This is a genomic window from Tenacibaculum sp. E3R01, assembly GCF_003318185.1.
Taxonomy (GTDB): domain Bacteria; phylum Bacteroidota; class Bacteroidia; order Flavobacteriales; family Flavobacteriaceae; genus Polaribacter; species Polaribacter halocynthiae.
In genome coordinates this window covers 34,508-52,700 of the sequence record NZ_QOCC01000030.1, presented here as the reverse complement: position 1 = coordinate 52,700, position 18,193 = coordinate 34,508, and the positions used below count along the sequence as shown (strand labels likewise).

At 28.0% G+C, this 18,193-nt stretch carries 17 protein-coding genes; 4 read left to right on the top strand and 13 right to left on the bottom strand.

Features of this window, described 5'->3' with window-relative positions:
* Positions 1-59: 59 nt before the first annotated feature.
* The 4 genes from cdd to DS884_RS17620 all read left to right on the top strand — a co-directional run bounded on the left by cdd (position 60) and on the right by DS884_RS17620 (position 5,241).
* Positions 60-542 (top strand): cytidine deaminase, encoded by a 483-nt coding sequence (gene cdd, locus DS884_RS17635; protein WP_113787703.1) that lies wholly within the window; start codon positions 60-62, stop codon positions 540-542.
* A gap of 117 nt (positions 543-659) precedes the next feature.
* Positions 660-1,724 carry a 3-oxoacyl-ACP synthase III family protein gene (locus tag DS884_RS17630; RefSeq protein WP_113787702.1) on the top strand — a complete coding sequence of 355 codons (1,065 nt, stop codon included), beginning with the start codon at positions 660-662 and terminating at the stop codon, positions 1,722-1,724.
* 74 nt (positions 1,725-1,798) lie between these two features.
* Positions 1,799-3,334 (top strand): glutamine-hydrolyzing GMP synthase, encoded by a 1,536-nt coding sequence (guaA, locus tag DS884_RS17625; protein ID WP_113787701.1) that lies wholly within the window; start codon positions 1,799-1,801, stop codon positions 3,332-3,334.
* Between the two features lie 50 nt (positions 3,335-3,384).
* Positions 3,385-5,241: a LysM peptidoglycan-binding domain-containing protein gene (locus DS884_RS17620; protein WP_113787700.1), complete on the top strand. Its 1,857-nt coding sequence runs from the start codon at positions 3,385-3,387 to the stop codon at positions 5,239-5,241.
* A gap of 31 nt (positions 5,242-5,272) precedes the next feature.
* Here DS884_RS17620 and rfbB read toward each other — a convergent pair whose 3' ends face one another.
* The 13 genes from rfbB to DS884_RS17555 all read right to left on the bottom strand — a co-directional run bounded on the left by rfbB (position 5,273) and on the right by DS884_RS17555 (position 18,059).
* The gene (gene rfbB / locus DS884_RS17615; RefSeq protein WP_113787699.1) at positions 5,273-6,319 is read right to left on the bottom strand and encodes a dTDP-glucose 4,6-dehydratase; all 1,047 of its coding nucleotides are present in this window, start codon (positions 6,317-6,319) and stop codon (positions 5,273-5,275) included.
* Positions 6,320-6,341: 22 nt separating this feature from the next.
* Positions 6,342-7,217 (bottom strand): glucose-1-phosphate thymidylyltransferase RfbA, encoded by an 876-nt coding sequence (rfbA, locus tag DS884_RS17610; RefSeq protein WP_113787698.1) that lies wholly within the window; start codon positions 7,215-7,217, stop codon positions 6,342-6,344.
* Positions 7,218-7,268: 51 nt separating this feature from the next.
* Positions 7,269-7,838, bottom strand: coding sequence for a DapH/DapD/GlmU-related protein (locus DS884_RS17605; RefSeq protein WP_255414833.1), 570 nt, complete (start codon positions 7,836-7,838; stop codon positions 7,269-7,271).
* 148 nt (positions 7,839-7,986) lie between these two features.
* Entirely contained in the window at positions 7,987-8,955 is a 969-nt protein-coding gene (locus DS884_RS17600) for an MraY family glycosyltransferase (RefSeq protein WP_113787696.1), read from the bottom strand.
* A complete protein-coding gene (locus tag DS884_RS17595) occupies positions 8,955-9,878 on the bottom strand; it encodes an NAD-dependent epimerase/dehydratase family protein (RefSeq protein ID WP_113787695.1) in 924 nt (307 codons plus the stop codon). Before DS884_RS17595 ends, DS884_RS17600 begins: the two co-directional genes overlap by 1 nt.
* Entirely contained in the window at positions 9,871-11,082 is a 1,212-nt protein-coding gene (locus DS884_RS17590) for a glycosyltransferase family 4 protein (RefSeq protein WP_113787694.1), read from the bottom strand. Before DS884_RS17590 ends, DS884_RS17595 begins: the two co-directional genes overlap by 8 nt.
* A 6-nt stretch (positions 11,083-11,088) precedes the next feature.
* Entirely contained in the window at positions 11,089-12,222 is a 1,134-nt protein-coding gene (gene wecB, locus DS884_RS17585) for a non-hydrolyzing UDP-N-acetylglucosamine 2-epimerase (protein ID WP_113787693.1), read from the bottom strand.
* Between the two features lie 14 nt (positions 12,223-12,236).
* Complete coding sequence (locus DS884_RS17580) at positions 12,237-13,358, bottom strand: NAD-dependent epimerase/dehydratase family protein (RefSeq protein WP_113787772.1); 1,122 nt, start codon at positions 13,356-13,358, stop codon at positions 12,237-12,239.
* A 4-nt stretch (positions 13,359-13,362) separates the two neighbouring features.
* A complete protein-coding gene (locus tag DS884_RS17575) occupies positions 13,363-13,779 on the bottom strand; it encodes a WxcM-like domain-containing protein (RefSeq protein WP_233487185.1) in 417 nt (138 codons plus the stop codon).
* A gap of 11 nt (positions 13,780-13,790) precedes the next feature.
* Positions 13,791-14,810 carry a polysaccharide biosynthesis protein gene (locus DS884_RS17570; RefSeq protein ID WP_113787691.1) on the bottom strand — a complete coding sequence of 340 codons (1,020 nt, stop codon included), beginning with the start codon at positions 14,808-14,810 and terminating at the stop codon, positions 13,791-13,793.
* 2 nt (positions 14,811-14,812) lie between these two features.
* Complete coding sequence (locus DS884_RS17565; protein WP_113787690.1) at positions 14,813-15,838, bottom strand: glycosyltransferase; 1,026 nt, start codon at positions 15,836-15,838, stop codon at positions 14,813-14,815.
* Complete coding sequence (locus tag DS884_RS17560) at positions 15,828-16,949, bottom strand: hypothetical protein (RefSeq protein ID WP_113787689.1); 1,122 nt, start codon at positions 16,947-16,949, stop codon at positions 15,828-15,830. The genes DS884_RS17565 and DS884_RS17560 overlap by 11 nt, the downstream gene beginning before the upstream one ends.
* A 6-nt stretch (positions 16,950-16,955) precedes the next feature.
* Entirely contained in the window at positions 16,956-18,059 is a 1,104-nt protein-coding gene (locus tag DS884_RS17555) for an O-antigen ligase family protein (RefSeq protein WP_158530877.1), read from the bottom strand.
* Positions 18,060-18,193 lie beyond the last annotated feature (134 nt).

Below are 18,193 nucleotides of genomic sequence, written 5' to 3'. Positions count from 1 at the left end.
TTTCGTATAAAATATATAAGCTGTCTTCATAAGACAGCTTTTTTTGACTCAAATAAAATATGAAAAAAATAGATATTTCTACTACTGCTACTATTTTTGATACTATTTCTCAATTATCAGAAGAAGATGCTTCGTTACTACAAAAAGCAATAGAAGCACGTAAAAAAGCTTATGCTCCTTATTCAAAATTTAATGTTGGAGCTGCTATATTACTCGATAACGATAAAATAATAACAGGTAACAATCAAGAAAGTGCCGCTTACCCGTCAGGGATGTGTGCTGAAAGAGTTGCTATATGGAAAGCTGGTTCTGAATATCCAAATATGATAGTTAAAAAAATAGCTATTACTGCAGCCTCAAGTATTACCAAAGTTAATAAACCAGTTGGCCCTTGTGGAGCATGTAGACAAACGTTGTCAGAATATGAAATTAATCAAAAACAACCTATAGAAATTTTATTTACTGGAGAAACAGGCGCTATTGTAAAAACAGAATCGTTATTATCTCTATTACCATTTTCTTTTGATAGCTCATATCTATAATTTTCAATATCTATTTTTATTAAAATCGTAAAAAACTTAAAATATCTTTCAATAACAACCGTAAAGTAAGATAAAATGTTTTCTTTGTAGTAATTTCTATAAAACATATCTTTCAATATGACCAATGTAATAATTACTGGTACAGGAGCATACATACCTAGCATTACCAAAAAAAATGTTCAATTTACTGATACTAATTTTTTAAATGTTGATGGTACTCCTATTAAAGATACCAATGAAGTAATTATTGAAAAATTTAAGGCTATTACTGGAATAGAAGAAAGGCGATATGCAAAAAAAGAACTAAACACATCTGACTTAGGTTTTTTAGCTGCTCAAAAAGCAATTGAAGACGCTAAAATTAACCCTGAAGAAATAGACTATATTATTTTCGCTCATAATTTTGGAAATGTTAAACCAAATAGTAGTCAAAGTGACCTTTTACCTAGTTTAGCAACTCGTGTAAAACATTTATTAAAAATAGAAAATCCAAACTGTGTAGCTTATGATATATTATTTGGATGTCCTGGCTGGATACAAGGGGTAATTCAAGCTCAATCTTTTATACAGTCTAAAATAGCAAAAAAAGCTTTAGTTATTGGTGCTGAAACTTTATCAAGAGTAATAGATGAACATGATAGAGATAGTATGATTTATAGTGACGGGGCTGGAGCATGCATTATTGAAGGATCAGAAAATAATAACTCTGGTATTTTAAGTCATGCTTCTCAAACTTTCACTAAAGATGAAGCCTATTACTTATTTTTTGATCGTTCTTATAATAAAGATACTAATAGCGATATAAATTATATGAAAATGCATGGGCGTAAAATCTATGAATTTGCGCTTAACAATGTACCTAATGCAATGAAAGCCGCTTTAGACAAAAGTGGTATTGAAATAAATCAGCTTAAAAAAGTTTTTATCCACCAAGCTAATGAAAAAATGGATGAAGCAATTATAAAACGTTTTTATAGACTCTATAACAAACCAGTACCTGAAGGAATTATGCCTATGAGTATTCATAAATTAGGTAATAGCTCGGTTGCAACCGTTCCAACCTTATTAAATTTAGTTTTAAAAGGTGAAATAGAAAATCAATATATTGAAAAAGGAGACGTTATTATGCTAGCATCTGTAGGTTCTGGAATGAATATAAATGCTATCGTTTATAAGTACTAAACAAAATTAAAAATAGAGGTAAAAAATACATCACTAAATATCGCAAATCTAAAATCTAAATATTATTTTTGCGGATGCAACAACACAATGTACTTATTTTAGATTTCGGTTCGCAATATACTCAGTTAATTGCCCGCCGTGTAAGAGAATTAAACATTTACTGTGAAATTCATCCCTATAACAAAATACCTCAAAATTTAAACGACTTTAAGGCTGTAATCCTTTCTGGAAGCCCTTCTTCTGTTCGTTCAGATGAAGCACCACATCCAGATTTATCAGAAATTAGAGGTAAAAAACCTTTATTATCTGTTTGTTATGGAGCTCAATACTTAGCTCATTTCTCTGGAGGTTTAGTAGCTCCTTCTAATACTCGAGAATACGGTAGAGCCAACCTTTCGTTTATTAAAGAAGGAGAGGAATTCTTTTCTAATATTTCTGAAGGAAGTCAAGTTTGGATGAGTCATTCAGACACTATTAAAGAATTACCAACAAACGGAATATTATTAGCTAGTACTCATGATGTAGAAAATGCAGCTTATAAAATAGAAGGTGAAACTACATATGCTATTCAATTTCATCCTGAAGTTTACCATTCAACCGATGGAAAACAATTATTACAAAACTTTTTAGTTTCAATTGCTGGCGTAGCACAAACATGGACACCAGCTTCTTTTGTTGATGAAACTGTATCTGGTCTAAAAGAAAAAATTGGTAATGATAAAGTTGTATTAGGTTTATCTGGTGGTGTAGATTCTACAGTAGCTGCTGTATTATTACATAAAGCAATTGGAAGTAACTTACATTGTATATTCGTAAACAATGGATTACTACGTAAAAATGAATTTACCGATGTATTGAAACAATACGAAGGAATGGGGTTAAATGTAAAAGGAGTTGATGCTTCGGCACGTTTTTTGGGTGCTTTAGCTGGATTATCTGACCCTGAAGCAAAAAGAAAAGCTATCGGTAAAGTTTTTATTGATGTTTTTGATGATGAAGCAAATCAAATTGAAAATGCTAAATGGTTAGCACAAGGAACTATTTATCCAGATGTAATAGAATCTGTATCAGTAAATGGTGGTCCTTCTGCAACTATTAAAAGTCATCATAATGTTGGAGGTTTACCTGACTTTATGAAACTTAAAGTAGTAGAGCCTTTACGTATGATTTTTAAAGATGAAGTTCGTCGTGTTGGTGCTTCTATGGGAATAGATAAAGATTTATTAGGTAGACACCCTTTTCCTGGACCTGGTTTAGCTATTCGTATTTTAGGTGATATTACTGCTGAAAAAGTACGTATATTACAAGAAGTTGACGCTGTGTTTATTAACGGTTTAAAAGAACATGGATTGTATGATAAGGTTTGGCAAGCTGGAGCTATATTATTACCTGTTAATTCAGTAGGTGTTATGGGAGATGAGCGTACTTACGAAAAGGTTGTAGCGCTTAGAGCAGTAGAAAGCACAGACGGTATGACTGCTGACTGGGTTAATTTACCTTATGAATTTTTGCAAAAAATATCAAATAAAATAATAAATAATGTAAAAGGTGTTAATAGAGTTGTTTACGACATTAGCTCTAAACCACCTGCAACAATTGAGTGGGAATAACGTTTATTTATAAAAACACTCGAAAAACACACATTAGAATATAGAAGCAGATGAAGAAATTACAATTTTTAATTTTAATCGGTATATTGTCATTTACCATTTCATGCGGGCAACAAAAACGTTATGTATCTTATAAAATCCAAGAGGGAGAAACTATGAGAGATGTAGCCAATCGTTTAGACATGAAGACTAAAGATTTACTTAGATTAAATCCTGATGTTGGTAGAAAACCTAATGCTAATACCATTATTGTTATACCTAACCCTAAAATTAAAACTAATAATTCTTCATCTGATTCAAAAAAAGACTATGCTGTAGTTGAAGACGTTAAACCTGACGAAACTGAAACTACTACAAATAATGAACAAGAAGATCAGAACAGTGAGAACAACGATACAGATGTATTCCAAACTACAGTTGTTAAAAGCTACAAAACACACGAAGTAAAACCTGGTGAAACGGTATATAGGTTGACTAAACTTTATAACATTTCTAAAGATGAATTGTGTAAACTTAATCCTGAGTTTCCTGAAATAATAAATAACACTCTTAGCATTGGTCAAATACTTAAAGTAGAAGCTATAGAGGAAACCGTAACAATTAATAAAGAAGAAGTTTTAAAACAATATTTAACTCATACAGTAAAAAGTAAAGAAACTATTTTTAGCTTAACTCGTTTTTACAACATAACAAAAAAACAGTTAATTCAACTAAATCCTGAATATCCGGATATAATAGATAACAATTTATCTATAGGTCAATTATTAAAAATTAAACCTATCAACGAAGTAAAAGAGAACGAAGAGTTTCTTTTTTATCAAGATAGTATACAAGAAAATGCCACTATAAACCTTTCGTTTTTACTTCCTTTTAAAACTAAAGAATATGATTCTTTAAATAATAAAAAGATTTTTAAAGACAATAGATTAGCAAATATGGTAACAGATTTTTATATGGGAGCTGAAATTGCTATTGACTCTTTAAAACAACAAGGTATTATAATTAACAGTTCAGTCTTTGACACAGGAAATAGAGGTGAAAATATTTCACAAATATTAGAAAATGATGAATTAGATACAGCTGATGTAGTTATAGGTCCTTTTTATTATGATAAAGCAGATAAAGTAGCTCAAAAATTAAGCGTTCCTGTTATTTTCCCTCATTACTCAAGCAATCAAAAAAACATAACATCTTCTAAAATAGTTAAAGTAGCCCCAGATAAATTATCTTATGCTAATTATTTGACTTCTTATTTAAAAGACAATTATAATGGAGAAAATATTTTCATTGTTGGTGATGGTAAAAGTAATTCTAATGTAACTATAAGTAGTATTCTTTCTTCGCTAAAAAAGCATGATTCAATAAATGCCATTCACATTTTAAAACCTAAAGATGGTTATATTAAAAGAGAACGTTTTACAAATAAAATGAACGACCAAAAACATAATTGGGTAATTATTACTTCAGAAGATAAAGTAGCTGTAGCTGATGCTTTAAATAGCATGATTGGGTTACCTGATGAAGTTTCTGTTCAAGTTTTCACTACAAATAAAAATAGCTCTTATAATAACATAGATAATAATAAATTAGCGAACATTAATTTCACTTATGTATCTAACTCATTTTCTGATGAAAACTCAGACGATATAAAACTATTCTATACAAAATTTAGAAGAAAAAATAATGCTTTACCTTCTGAATACGCTATTAAAGGATTTGATATAACATATGATATATTAATTCGATTAGCTTCTGGTAATGACTTAACAAAAACTTTTAAACAGGGAACCTCTTTACGAATTGAAAATAAATTTGACTATAACAAAAAGCTATTTGGTTCAACAAGTAATAAAGGCCTCTTTATTATAAAATACAATAAAGACCTGAGTTTAAGTAGACTTAAATAATAAAAAAGGATGATTTTAAAATCATCCTTTTTTATTTATACATTTCTTTATAATACTTCTGATATTCTCCGCTAGTTACATTATTTATCCAATCTTGATTCTCTAAATACCATTTAACCGTATGTTCTATACCTTCTTCAAATTGTAATGAGGGTTCCCAGCCTAGTTCGTTTTTAAGTTTTGTAGAATCTATAGCATATCTATAATCATGTCCAGCTCTATCAGTAACAAATGTTATCAATTTTTCAGATTCACCTTCTTTTCGACCTAAAAATTTATCCACTGTTTTAATTAACACTTTAATTAAATCAATATTTTTCCATTCGTTAAATCCTCCAATGTTATAAGTATCCCCTTTACTTCCATTATGAAAAATTAGATCTATAGCTCTCGCATGATCATTAACAAATAACCAATCTCTTATATTTTCTCCTTTACCATATACCGGTAAAGGTTTTGACTTACAAATATTATTAATAAACAAAGGGATTAATTTTTCTGGAAATTGAAATGAACCATAATTATTAGAACAATTAGAAACAACTATTGGTAATCCGTAAGTGTCAGAGAACGATCTAACAAAATGATCTGAAGATGCTTTAGATGCTGAATATGGTGAGTGTGGATCATACGCAGTTTTTTCAGTAAAGTAACCTTCATCACCTAAACTTCCATAAACTTCATCAGTAGAGATATGATAAAAGAGTTTATTATCAAAATCATTGTTCCATATATTTTTTGCAGCTTCTAATAAACTTAACGTTCCCATTATGTTGGTTTTTGCAAATGAAAATGGATCTTTAATCGATCTGTCAACATGAGATTCGGCTGCCAAATGTATAACGCTATCTATATTGTATTCAGAAAAAACAGCACAGATCTTATCATAATCACATATATCTGCTTTAACAAAAGAATAATTTGGTTTATTCTCTATATCACTTAAATTTTCTAAATTACCAGCGTAGGTTAAATTATCTAAATTAATAATATTGTAATTAGAATATTTATTAACCAGCAATCGTACTACATGAGAACCTATAAAGCCTGCTCCTCCTGTTACCAAAATATTTTTCATTAAAATAAAATATTTACGCTATTTATTTTTTTAGCAAATTTAATAAATATTGACCATATTCATTTTTCTTTAAAGGCTGTGCTAACTTTTCAACTTGATTTTCATCAATATACTTCATATAATATGCTATTTCCTCTAAGCATGCCACCTTAAGACCTTGACGCTTCTCTATAGTTTCTATAAACCTTCCTGCCTCCATTAAAGAATCATGAGTTCCAGTATCTAACCAAGCGAAACCACGTCCCATTAATTCTACCCTCAAAGATTTCTCTTCTAAATATTTCTGATTTATCGAGGTTATTTCTAGCTCGCCTCTTTTTGAAGGTTTAACTTCTTCCGCTATTTTTACCACATTATTTGGGTAAAAATACAATCCAACAACAGCGTAATTAGATTTAGCTTTTTCAGGTTTTTCTTCAATAGATGTTACATTTCCAACTTTATCGAACTCAGCAACTCCATAACGTTCAGGATCCTTAACATAATATCCAAAAACTGTAGCTTTATTTTTATTTTCTACGTTATTAATAGCACTTTTTAACATCTCAGGTAATCCATGACCATAAAAAATATTATCTCCTAATATTAGACATACATTATCGTTTCCTATAAAATCTTTACCTAAAATAAAGGCTTGAGCTAATCCATCAGGTGATGGTTGTTCCTTATATGTTAATTGAATCCCTAACTCTTCTCCTGTTCCTAATAATTTTTCGAAATTAGGTAAATCTTCAGGTGTAGAAATTATTAAGATTTCTTTTATCCCTGCAAGCATTAATACTGATAATGGATAATATATCATTGGTTTATCATAAACAGGTAATAATTGTTTTGATACTCCTTTTGTTATTGGGTATAACCTTGTTCCAGATCCTCCTGCTAGTATTATGCCTTTCATTTATCTTATACTTGAAAAAGTAAAATTAAGTAATCTAAATTAAATAGAAAGCTATTCTTTTGAAAGAACTGTACCTGCTTTTATTACTGTATCATTTTCTATTATTATAGGAAAATCAATTTTTGTTCCATTTCCTACATAAACTCTTTTACCAATTTTTGCTCCTGCTGATATAGATACAGTTGGCATAATTAAACTATACTCACCTATGTTAGTGTCGTGAGAAATAATTGAATTTGTATTTAAATAAACAAAATTCTCTATTTCAATATTTTCTGTTAATACTGAGTTTGCTCCTATTACAACCCCTTCTCCTAAATTAACAGTTTCACTCGAGTAAACAATTACTGATGGGTGGAGTAAAGCAGGAAAATAAATATTTTTATTTGTTATTTTTTTTCTAATTTTTTCTTTAACAACAGAATTTCCTATCCCTATAACTAGCGCTAACTCTTCTTCAACAAGTTTCAAAGCATCAATATTTCCATTTATAGGATAACCATTTATTAATTTATCAGAAGTATTATCATCATAAAACCCAATAAAATCCCACTCCTTACTTACTCTATTGATAGATTCAATAATACCTAAAACTTCTCTGCCTAATCCTCCAGAACCAATGATTGCTATTTTTTCATATTTATTTCCTATCTTTTATAGTTTTAACCTCTCTTTATAACCACTAAAAAGTATTTCTATAATAGAATTAACTAAGTTTTAGTTGAGGAATAACTCTAAAAAACATCTACAATTTACAGAGTTTAAACTTTTATATTTTAAGATTTTGTAATTTGTTATCTGCTTTGAAAAAATACAGATAGAGGCTAGCTAAAACAAAAGCTACCAAAACAACAATAACACACTGTATTACTACACTTGACTTATAACTAAAAAATACAATAATATTTAAAATAGACTGAAGTAACGCATAAGCTATAGAAATCTTTAAATGGGGTAGTTTAAAAGTATGAGCTAATTTTTGATAAATATGGTGGCGATGTGGTTGTGTTAAACTTTCTCCTATAGATTTCCTGTATATAATCGTTAAAATAGCATCAGTACCATAAACAGCAACGAATAAAATGATGACTGGTGATTTTAACTCTTTAATTAAAATCGTTCCAATAAAAAAAAGTAGTACAGCAATAGAAATACTACCAATATCCCCTGCAAACATTCTTGCTTTTCTCCTAAAATTATAAAAACCAAAAACTATTATCGATAATAGTGAGTAGATGATTAAATCATCATCTACTATATTTTCTTCCATATTTATAAAAAACAAGCCTAACAAAACAACAATACTGTACAACCCTGTTATTCCATTAACACCATCCATAAAATTATATACATTAATAAAACCTACTCCAAAAACTAACAAAGGAAAAATGATTAAATACTCATTTATTGTAAATCCTAATTGAAATAAACACAGTGCTATTGCTAAAAACTGAAAAGGTAATCTTAAATTAGAGCTTAATGTTACAATATCGTCTACAAAACTAATAATTGCTATTAAAGAAACACCCAATACGAAATAGGGATACAGAAATCCGGAAGTGAAAAAATAAATTAATATTGCTAATAAAAATAAAATCCCGCCACCTCTTATTGTTGGTGACGTATGTGAACTTCTATGATTTGGTTTATCTATTATATTAAATTTATCTGCTATTTTAAGATAAATAATTGACAAAACAATCAATACAATAAAAATTACTATATAATTAATATCCATTATTTATTAAAAGATTTGATAGTTATTTTTATACCTTCTTTAACACTTAAAGGTAATTCTTTCTTTATCTGCTGTTTTATTTTCTCATTTGAAACAACATAATTTTCAGTGAGTTTCTGAACTCGCTCTGTATTAATAGGTAATGGTAACAAATCTCCAATTTTAGCAATTAAATTTATAATGACCTTTGGCATACTCCAAATTTTCACTTTTTTATTAATAGTATCCCCTATTATTTTCACCAACTCTTTTGTAGATAACGGAACATCATCAGCAACATTGTAAATTCCAGATTCTACAGGCTTTTCTATTAACTCTTTTATTACAGAACATAAATTCTCTACAGATAAAAAAGAGCGTTTATTTTCATATACCCCAAACGGGTATGGAATTCCTTTAGAAACAAAATTGTATAATAAGTTTAAATTCCCTTTATTATTAGGTCCATGAATCATACAAGGTCTTAAAATGTATACTCTTTTATTATCAGGGATTTTTTTAGTTAAAATATATTCTTCCGCTGCTAATTTAGATTTTCCATAAGCAGTAATAGGATTTGATTTATATCCTTCCGTTAACTCTCCTTCAATTTCATCAGCAACTGCTTTAACAGAACTCATATAAATAAAAACTTCACAAGTACTTTCTAAAAAAAAATCAAATATATCTTTTGTTAATTCAAAATTTACTTTAAAATACTCTTGGTCATTGGAAACTTTCTTCAAATCATGAGCCTTCCCTGCTAAATGAACAAATGCTTTAATAGAAGAAAAATCATAATCAAATAACTCTTTATATGAAAGGATACCTTCTTTAGAATTACTACCTCTAGAAATACCAATTACATTATACTCACCTTCTAAATATTTTTTTAAATTACTCCCAACAAAACCTGTTATTCCTGATATTAAAATATTACTCAAAACGTATTTTTTTTAAAATATTTTCTAAATTATCAAATAGTTTATTTTTAGAAAAATTCTCATTGTAGTATTCTAATGAAACATTTCCCATCTCTTTCTTTCTATCCATATCTAATTCACTTATGACAAGAGCTTTTTGAGATAACCCTTTAAAATCACCTGCTCTTACTGCTATACCACTTCCACTATCGTTGATAAGCTCCATTCCTTCTCCATTAAGCATTCCTAAAATAATTTTCTCTGATGCCATATAAGCTTGAACTTTTGCAGGTATAGTTAATGCAAATGTAGGCTCATTTTTTAATGAAACCAACATAGCATCTGCTTGTTTAAAAAACTTTGGCATCATTTCTAGAGGAAACCTTCCTAAAATATATACATTATGTAATTCTCTTTTTACTTTCTCTTTTTTTACCCAATCTGCTTTTCTTCCATCTCCAACTAGTACCCAATTAATCTTCCCCTTCGTTTCTTCAGCTGCTTTGAGAATAGATTCAAAATCTTGAGAGTCTCCAATATTTCCTGCAAACATAACATTAAAACCATTAGGTAATTTTGGAATTACTATATTAGATTCTAGTTTTTGTGTAAATACATCTTCTGCCCAATTAGGAAAATATACTATATCTTTTTCTCTAATATTAAACGTTTTGATAATTGAGGTTTTAAAAGTTTTAGAGCTAACTAATATTTTGTCACTATTATCATATATATACTGAATAACTTTCTCTAAATTTCTAAATATAACTCCTCCTTTAATACTACTATTGGCACTTACACTTTCTGGCCACAAATCTAATACCCAAAGAACTAGAGGTGCCTTAAATTTTCTCTTTAACCAAATTCCAGGAATCGCAGAAGTTAAAGGAGAAGGAAGATGTGAAAAAATAACATCATACTTACCTTTAACTCTAAAGTGTACAGCAAAAAACGAAAAGAACAAGAAAGACAAATAATTAATCACCAAAAACTTAGCACCTCCGTTAAACCTTGGGAATAAAGGAGTCCTAATCACTCTAACATTATTAATAGTCTCTTCTCTCTTACCAAAAAAGCCATATCCTTCAAAAAACTTTCCATTTGGATAATTTGGTTTGCCTGTTAAAACAGTAACTTCGTGCCCTTTTTTAGCAAAATCAAAGGCAATATCATTTACTTTAAAACTCTCAGGGTAAAAATATTGAGAAACTATCAAGATTTTCATTATAACCTATTTAGACCATGTAACTCTGTTAATATAATCAGTATAAGAAATAATTATTCTTACAATTTTTTCACTTACATTTGGCATAGAATAGTCAGAAATTTCTCTAAAATTTCTTTTAGGACTTCTTTCTTGCACATTTAATGCCGCCAAACCTTGCATAATTCGTTCTGAATTTAATCCTACCATCATTACTGAAGTTTCTTCCATGGCCTCTGGACGTTCATGTGCCTCACGAATGTTCAATGCATGAAAATTTAATATGGAGGATTCTTCTGAAATTGTACCAGAATCAGATAATACAGCAAACGAATACATTTGTAATGCATTATAATCTGAAAAACCTAATGGCTTTAAAAATTGAATATTTTTATGCGTTTTTATTTCTTTATTGTTAAGCATATTTCGTGTTCTAGGGTGCGTAGAAACAATTATTGGGTAGTTATATACTTCAGCAATTTGATTCAATGAATCAATTAATCCTTTGAAATTTTTTGGGTTACTTATATTTTCTTCCCTATGTGATGATACAATAAAGAATTTCTGCTTTTCTAAATTTAATTTTTCTAATACATTAGAAGTTTCAATCTTTGGCAAAAATTTATGGAGTACTTCATACATTGGACTCCCTGTTTTTATCACTCTATCAGGTGGTAATCCTTCTCGTAATAAATATTCTCGAGCAATACTACTGTATGTTAAATTAACATCTGAAACATGATCTACTATCTTACGATTAGTTTCTTCTGGAACACGTTGGTCAAAACAGCGATTTCCAGCCTCCATGTGAAACACAGGTATTTTACGCTTTTTAGCTGGAATTGCACATAAACAAGAGTTCGTATCTCCTAAAACTAAAAATGCATTTGGGTTTTCTTTTTCTAAAATTGGGTCAATTTTAATAAGAATATTTCCAACAGTTTCTGTAGCATTTTTTCCAGCCGCTTCTAAGAAATAATCTGGTTTTCTTAATCCTAAATCATCAAAGAATATTTCGTTTAATTCATAGTCATAGTTTTGCCCTGTATGAACTAAAACATGCTCTATAGCATCACTTTTATCTAATGCAATTAAGGTACATGATAATCTAATAATTTCTGGTCGTGTTCCTACGACTGTTACTACTTTTAATTTCTTCATTATTTTATATACTATTAAACTTCTACAAAATATGTATCAGTATCATCTGGATTATATGGTTCATTAATCCAAAACAATGTTATTAATTCTGAATTTCCAATGTTAGTAATATTATGTGTATACCAAATTGGCATATCAACGTAGGCTGGCTTTTCTCCATCTAAAAAATATTCTATCACCTCTTCTGAATCTACTTTTCTAATTTTTATCGCCGCCTTTCCCTTGATTACTGCAAAACGTTCTATTTTTCTTGTGTGATAATGATTCCCTCTTGTTATACCTGGAACAGTCAATGAATAAGATGATTGACCAGAAACCTCTGTTCTTATTATTTCAACAAATGCTCCTCTATTATCAATATGCTTTGTATAGTTCCTAGGAAAAAAGTTTTTAGGAATATAACTAATAAATGTGTTAAATAAATTGAGTTCAAAAGATTTTTTTGGCACATTAGGTATTTGGCCCAAATCAATATACATCTTTTTATAATTCAATAATAATAATAATATTTCAGAAACTTTTTTACTAGATGTATTATCTACTTTTAAAACCCGAACACCTTTTAAATTATTTATTATTTCAGTAAAAAAAATTTCAGTAAGCTCATTAATATATATTAAGTTTACAACACTATCATTTAACACTGTTGGCTTTTTATCTTTAACAAGTAAATCGCAAAATGTAGCTATAAAGGAATTGTAGTTTGGTTTACCAAATGGGCCAAATACATTAGGTATTATTAATGTTGTTATGTCATTCCCTGTTTTTTTTGCCCAACTTTCAAACAACTCTCTTCCTTCTCTTTTTGATTTACCATAAAAATTATTCTTTTCTTCTTGAGTTGAAGAAGAAAAAATTATTTTAGGATTGGATTTTGTCTTTTCACAAGACTCAATCAATTTCTTTACTAAATTTAAATTTGTATCATATATTACTTGTTCATTTTCATGACGATTCATTGCAGCAATATGAACTATAACATCACATGACTGCACAAAATCACAAAGTTTTTTAGACTCTTTAAAATAAGTACGTTGAAAAGGTATTATCTCTATTTCTTCAGTCTTGGTCTTAATTAAATTAACAAGGTGCTTACCTATAAAGCCTTTTTGACCAGTTATTCCTACTTTTATCATTTTATTAAATTTTAAAGTAATCACTATCAAATTTATACTCGTCATCAACTACTCCAAACAAATAATCACTCATAACTAACAACTTAGAATTATCCTCTATAGCCTTAATACAATTTGCGAAACCTTTGGGCACATGTAGAACATCCATTTTACTATAATCTATTCTAAAAGTAATCTGTTCTAAATTTTTAGATGGTTTATACCAATTATCTAACTTGATTAATCTGATTTCGAAACTTCCTGTTAATACCTGAAACCACCTTTGTTGGATCTTATGTCCTTGCCAACCTCTATGAAAATTAACATCTTTATTCTCTATTGAGTATAAACGTCTAACTTTATCTGCATCGAAAGAGTTATTATATAAAAGTTTGCCCCTTTCATCAATAAAACAATTACCTTTAATTATTTCTGGTTCCAAATCTAAAACAATTATTTATTAATTAACTTTAAAGCTTCTTTAATTACTGGTAATTTAAGTAACATTTTTTTTACATCTTGAATATTTTCTTGCTTTGTATTATGTGAATGATAATCTTCAATAGATGAAATATCTTTTTTCCCTTCAGAAAAATAATTTGAATAATTTAAGTCTCGATTATCAGCTGGAATTCTATAAAAATCTCCCATATCTTCTGCCTTAATCATTTCTTCTCTAGTACAAAGAGTTTCATAAAGTTTTTCTCCGTGTCTAGTACCTATAATTTTAACATCATTATCAGCTTTAAAAATTTCTTTTATGGCTTGAGCTAGATCACCAATGGTTCCTGCTGGTGCTTTATTAACAAATAAATCTCCTGAATTCCCATTTTCAAAAGCAAACAGCACTAACTCAACTGCCTCATCTAAAGACATTAGAAAACGTGTCATATTTGGATCAGTGATTGTTAATTCTTTTCCACTTTTAATTTGATTGACAAATAAAGGTATTACAGAACCTCTAGAGGCCATTACATTACCATATCTTGTTAAACAAACTGTTGTGTTTTTATAATTTCTTGATGCTGCTATTGCTACTTTTTCCATTAGAGCTTTTGATATTCCCATAGCGTTAATTGGATACGCTGCTTTATCTGTGCTTAAACAAATTACCTTTTTAACATCATTTGCTGCGGCTGCATCAATAACATTTTGGGTTCCTAAAACATTAGTTTTAGTAGCTTCCAAAGGGAAAAACTCACATGAAGGAACTTGTTTTAATGCGGCTGCGTGAAACACATAATTAACACCTCTCATTGCTCTCTCTACACTTCCATAATCACGGACATCTCCTATATAAAATTTTAACTTTTCATTTTTCAATACATTACGCATATCATCTTGCTTTTTTTCATCTCTTGAAAAGATACGTATCTCACTGAAATGTTCAGTTTCTAAAAACCTATTTAAAACAGCATTTCCAAATGAACCTGTTCCTCCAGTAATTAACAAAACTTCATTATTTATTAACATATTTATTTATTTATTATAACATTTATTAATTCATCTATACCATTAAAAACTTTTTGAGTTGAAAACTTATTTTTCTCAAGAGTTATTGATTTACAGAAAGCATTTACTATATCATTAGTAGATCTAGGATTAAAAATTATAGATGGCTCACAGACTTCATGCATGTAAGGTAAATCTGCACCTACTATTTTACATTTTAACACAATAGCTTCAATTATTCCTAAACCAAAACTTTCTGCCAAAGAAGGAAATATTAAGTATTCATGTTCGGAATACACTTTATACAGATCATTTCTATTTATAAAACCTAAGTTATTTATAGGATATTTATTTTTCACACATTCATTAATTTTATCAACCACTTCAATATAAGATTTATCCACTGTCAATGTAAGTTTCCCTACCTTATTCTTGTCATAAAATTCACAAAAGGCATCTATTAACTTTATATGGTTTTTATGTTGCGTTCCATTACTCACGTATAAAAAAGTATTTTCTTCCCTTATATAAAACTCATTAGTCTTTTTAATGGGGGGAAAAAAAGGTATTACTAATATATTATTCTTTTCTATTTTGTATTTATTTGACAGTTTTTCCTTAACTAAAGCACTCTGAACAATCCATTTATTCGTGTTTTTTTTCAACAAGCTCATTGCAAGAATTTTTAACTCTAACATTGCTTTATTAAGGAAAGATAATTCTTTTGGTATATTTAAAAATAATGGTTGATGAAAATAGGTAAAAACTTTTGAAGAAGTTTTAAAATTCGGAGGTACATTTCCAAAACAAAACACCCCTTCAAATTTATTTAAATTCTTTTTGTAAAACTTTAATCTATTAAAAAAACCTTTACAATAAATAACGCTATTAAGGTTATTAACTATAACATCATTTTCAACTCTTTTATCTAATAAATATGTGATATTAATAGGTTTTTTTTCTAACTCTTTAATTAAGTAATCTAAAAGAACTTTTCCTCCACCATCGTTAATAAATACAGCATCTACTAAAAACAAACTATTTATCATTTATCATTGTATTTAAATCTTCCCTGAAATTAAAATCTAAGCTTTCTAATATCTGGTCATCAACTAAATTTTTATTATTTAAAATTGTCTCTGCTACTCCTTCTGGAGTTAAAACATCAACAAAATTAATACACTCTTCTATTTTGGAATTAACTATGCAATCAATTTTACTTGCCACAACATTTAAATTGTTTGACAAATAAACTAATACTTTTGATGGAAATGTATAATTTGAATTTTTGTTATCTAATAATCTTGTGCAAATACCTATATCACACTTTCCATAATAATCAATCAATTCATTACCAGATAAAAGTCCATCAAATTGAATTCTTTTTTCGTTATACTCATTGTTAATTTTAGAAATTTTTTTGATCATTTCATTTATGTCTTTTTCACTTCCATAGCCTATTACCTTCAAGAAGTATTTATTAGAAAGATATCTAATTGAATCAATGGCTAAGTGTACATCAGAGTTATAATTGCCAATAAAACCAGCATAAACAATATTAATAACTTCTTTTTCAATTTTAGGCTTTATTACATTTTTTTTATAGCTACCATAGCAGATTAAGAACTCTTTATTAAACATAAATTCTTTATCCATCAAATCATTAACAAAAATATATTTATCGGCTATGCTCAATTTTTTTATTTCTTTTTTAATCTCTTTTTCCCCTTTATTCCATGCAGCTTTATATATTTCTTCAATTTCATAAATTAAGGTAATTTTTTTAAAAAAAACGGAAAATTTAATTGCATTTATTATAGCATAAGAATGATAAACAATAACCTTACTATTTCTTTTAACTTTGAACAAAATAAAAAAAACAATTTGCAGTAACAACCAAATTCTTGAAAGAATTTTATAAAGGTAATTAGTTTTAGCAAATGAACTTACATAATATATTTTTTCATAATTGTCAACAATTTGTTTTTTAGTAAAATTAAATTTATTAGACTCTCCTAAAGAAAAAATTTCAATACTGTTTTTTTTATTTTTTATTGAATCAATGATATAATCCATTTTACTATTAATCGATGGAAAAACATCAAAACAGTTAGGATTCCCTTTAGAGGTATAGTAACCTATATAATAAACTTTTGCCATACTCTATTAATATCTTTTTATAATAAATCCATAGAAAAAAATAACGTTAAAGAATAAAGAATATCTCATATCCTCATTACTCAATATTGCTAAAAAAATTAAAAAAAACAAATACTTAAAAAAAATATTGCTTCTAAGTACTTTTTTTACAAAATTAAATATACCAAGCATAAAAACACTTCCAAACAAAAAACCATAAGTTGCAAATTTATTCATTAAAGTATTAGTTGCAGTTCCATCGGCAGTTAATTCAACACCATAAGAAGTAATTGCCTCACTTTCAAAACTTGAACTAAACTTAGATAAACCAACACCAAATAATGGAGCTTCTATAAAAATATTTACTGGAACAAAAAAAGAAGCAATTCTTGATAATGCACTTATGTATTTGTCAGAATTTTTGTTTAGTTTGTTAAAAATAGAATCATTTACTTCTGTGTTAAAAATAATGAAGAAAACAAAAAGAACTGGTAAGGTATAAATTATCTTCTTTTCTCTTTTTGAAAAAAGAGTTTTATCATAAAAAATTGCTAAAAATAAAATCGAGGCTCCAACAATAACTCCAGCTGTTGAAAACGAAGTAATTAAACATAAAATATATACTAGTATATGCTTTTTTTCAAGCACTTTATTATAAAAAAGGCTTAACATAAGAGCTATATTTAAATATACCATAAATACACCTGGCTCTCTAAATATACTTGAATTCCTAAGTCCAAAACCATATTGACCGTGTACAACTGCTAAGAATAAATTATGCTTTTCTATACCTGAAGTATTAACTACAACAGGAAATATTTTTATTATAGATGGAAAAATTATGGCTAAAATAAAAACCATAATCGAAATCAACCCAAAAAAATATATTAATTTACAGTAAACTACTGTAAAAGTTGAAATACTTATTCTATTTGCTATAAAAAAAGACAGAACTAATATTAATACTTGATAAAGATATCCTCCTCTAAAATCATCGTTAATAGTAAATGTTAATATAATTAAAGCTATTAACTTTAATAAAATAATAATTGAATTATTATATTTATTTATGTGCCCATTTAAAAACAAAAGGATGGATAATAAGACATATATTCCGTACTTTATTTTCATAAAAATGTACGTTTTATCACTTGCTCCAAATAAATATGTATCATCTGATATATATATAATCGTAATGATCAATATATAAATTAAAGTTCTTTCTGAAAAAAAATTCCTAAACATTTAATATTTTTTATTATTAA

Coding starts and splice junctions, on each gene's coding strand:
- DS884_RS17555 (WP_158530877.1), bottom strand. CDS start 18,059: ATGAAAATAAAGTACGGAATATATGTCTTATTATCCATCCTTTTGTTT.
- guaA (WP_113787701.1), top strand. CDS start 1,799: ATGCAACAACACAATGTACTTATTTTAGATTTCGGTTCGCAATATACT.
- rfbA (WP_113787698.1), bottom strand. CDS start 7,217: ATGAAAGGCATAATACTAGCAGGAGGATCTGGAACAAGGTTATACCCA.
- DS884_RS17580 (WP_113787772.1), bottom strand. CDS start 13,358: ATGATAAAAGTAGGAATAACTGGTCAAAAAGGCTTTATAGGTAAGCAC.
- DS884_RS17620 (WP_113787700.1), top strand. CDS start 3,385: ATGAAGAAATTACAATTTTTAATTTTAATCGGTATATTGTCATTTACC.
- DS884_RS17600 (WP_113787696.1), bottom strand. CDS start 8,955: ATGGATATTAATTATATAGTAATTTTTATTGTATTGATTGTTTTGTCA.
- cdd (WP_113787703.1), top strand. CDS start 60: ATGAAAAAAATAGATATTTCTACTACTGCTACTATTTTTGATACTATT.
- DS884_RS17560 (WP_113787689.1), bottom strand. CDS start 16,949: ATGGCAAAAGTTTATTATATAGGTTACTATACCTCTAAAGGGAATCCT.
- DS884_RS17590 (WP_113787694.1), bottom strand. CDS start 11,082: ATGAAAATCTTGATAGTTTCTCAATATTTTTACCCTGAGAGTTTTAAA.
- rfbB (WP_113787699.1), bottom strand. CDS start 6,319: ATGAAAAATATTTTGGTAACAGGAGGAGCAGGCTTTATAGGTTCTCAT.
- wecB (WP_113787693.1), bottom strand. CDS start 12,222: ATGAAGAAATTAAAAGTAGTAACAGTCGTAGGAACACGACCAGAAATT.
- DS884_RS17630 (WP_113787702.1), top strand. CDS start 660: ATGACCAATGTAATAATTACTGGTACAGGAGCATACATACCTAGCATT.
- DS884_RS17570 (WP_113787691.1), bottom strand. CDS start 14,810: ATGTTAATAAATAATGAAGTTTTGTTAATTACTGGAGGAACAGGTTCA.
- DS884_RS17565 (WP_113787690.1), bottom strand. CDS start 15,838: ATGATAAATAGTTTGTTTTTAGTAGATGCTGTATTTATTAACGATGGT.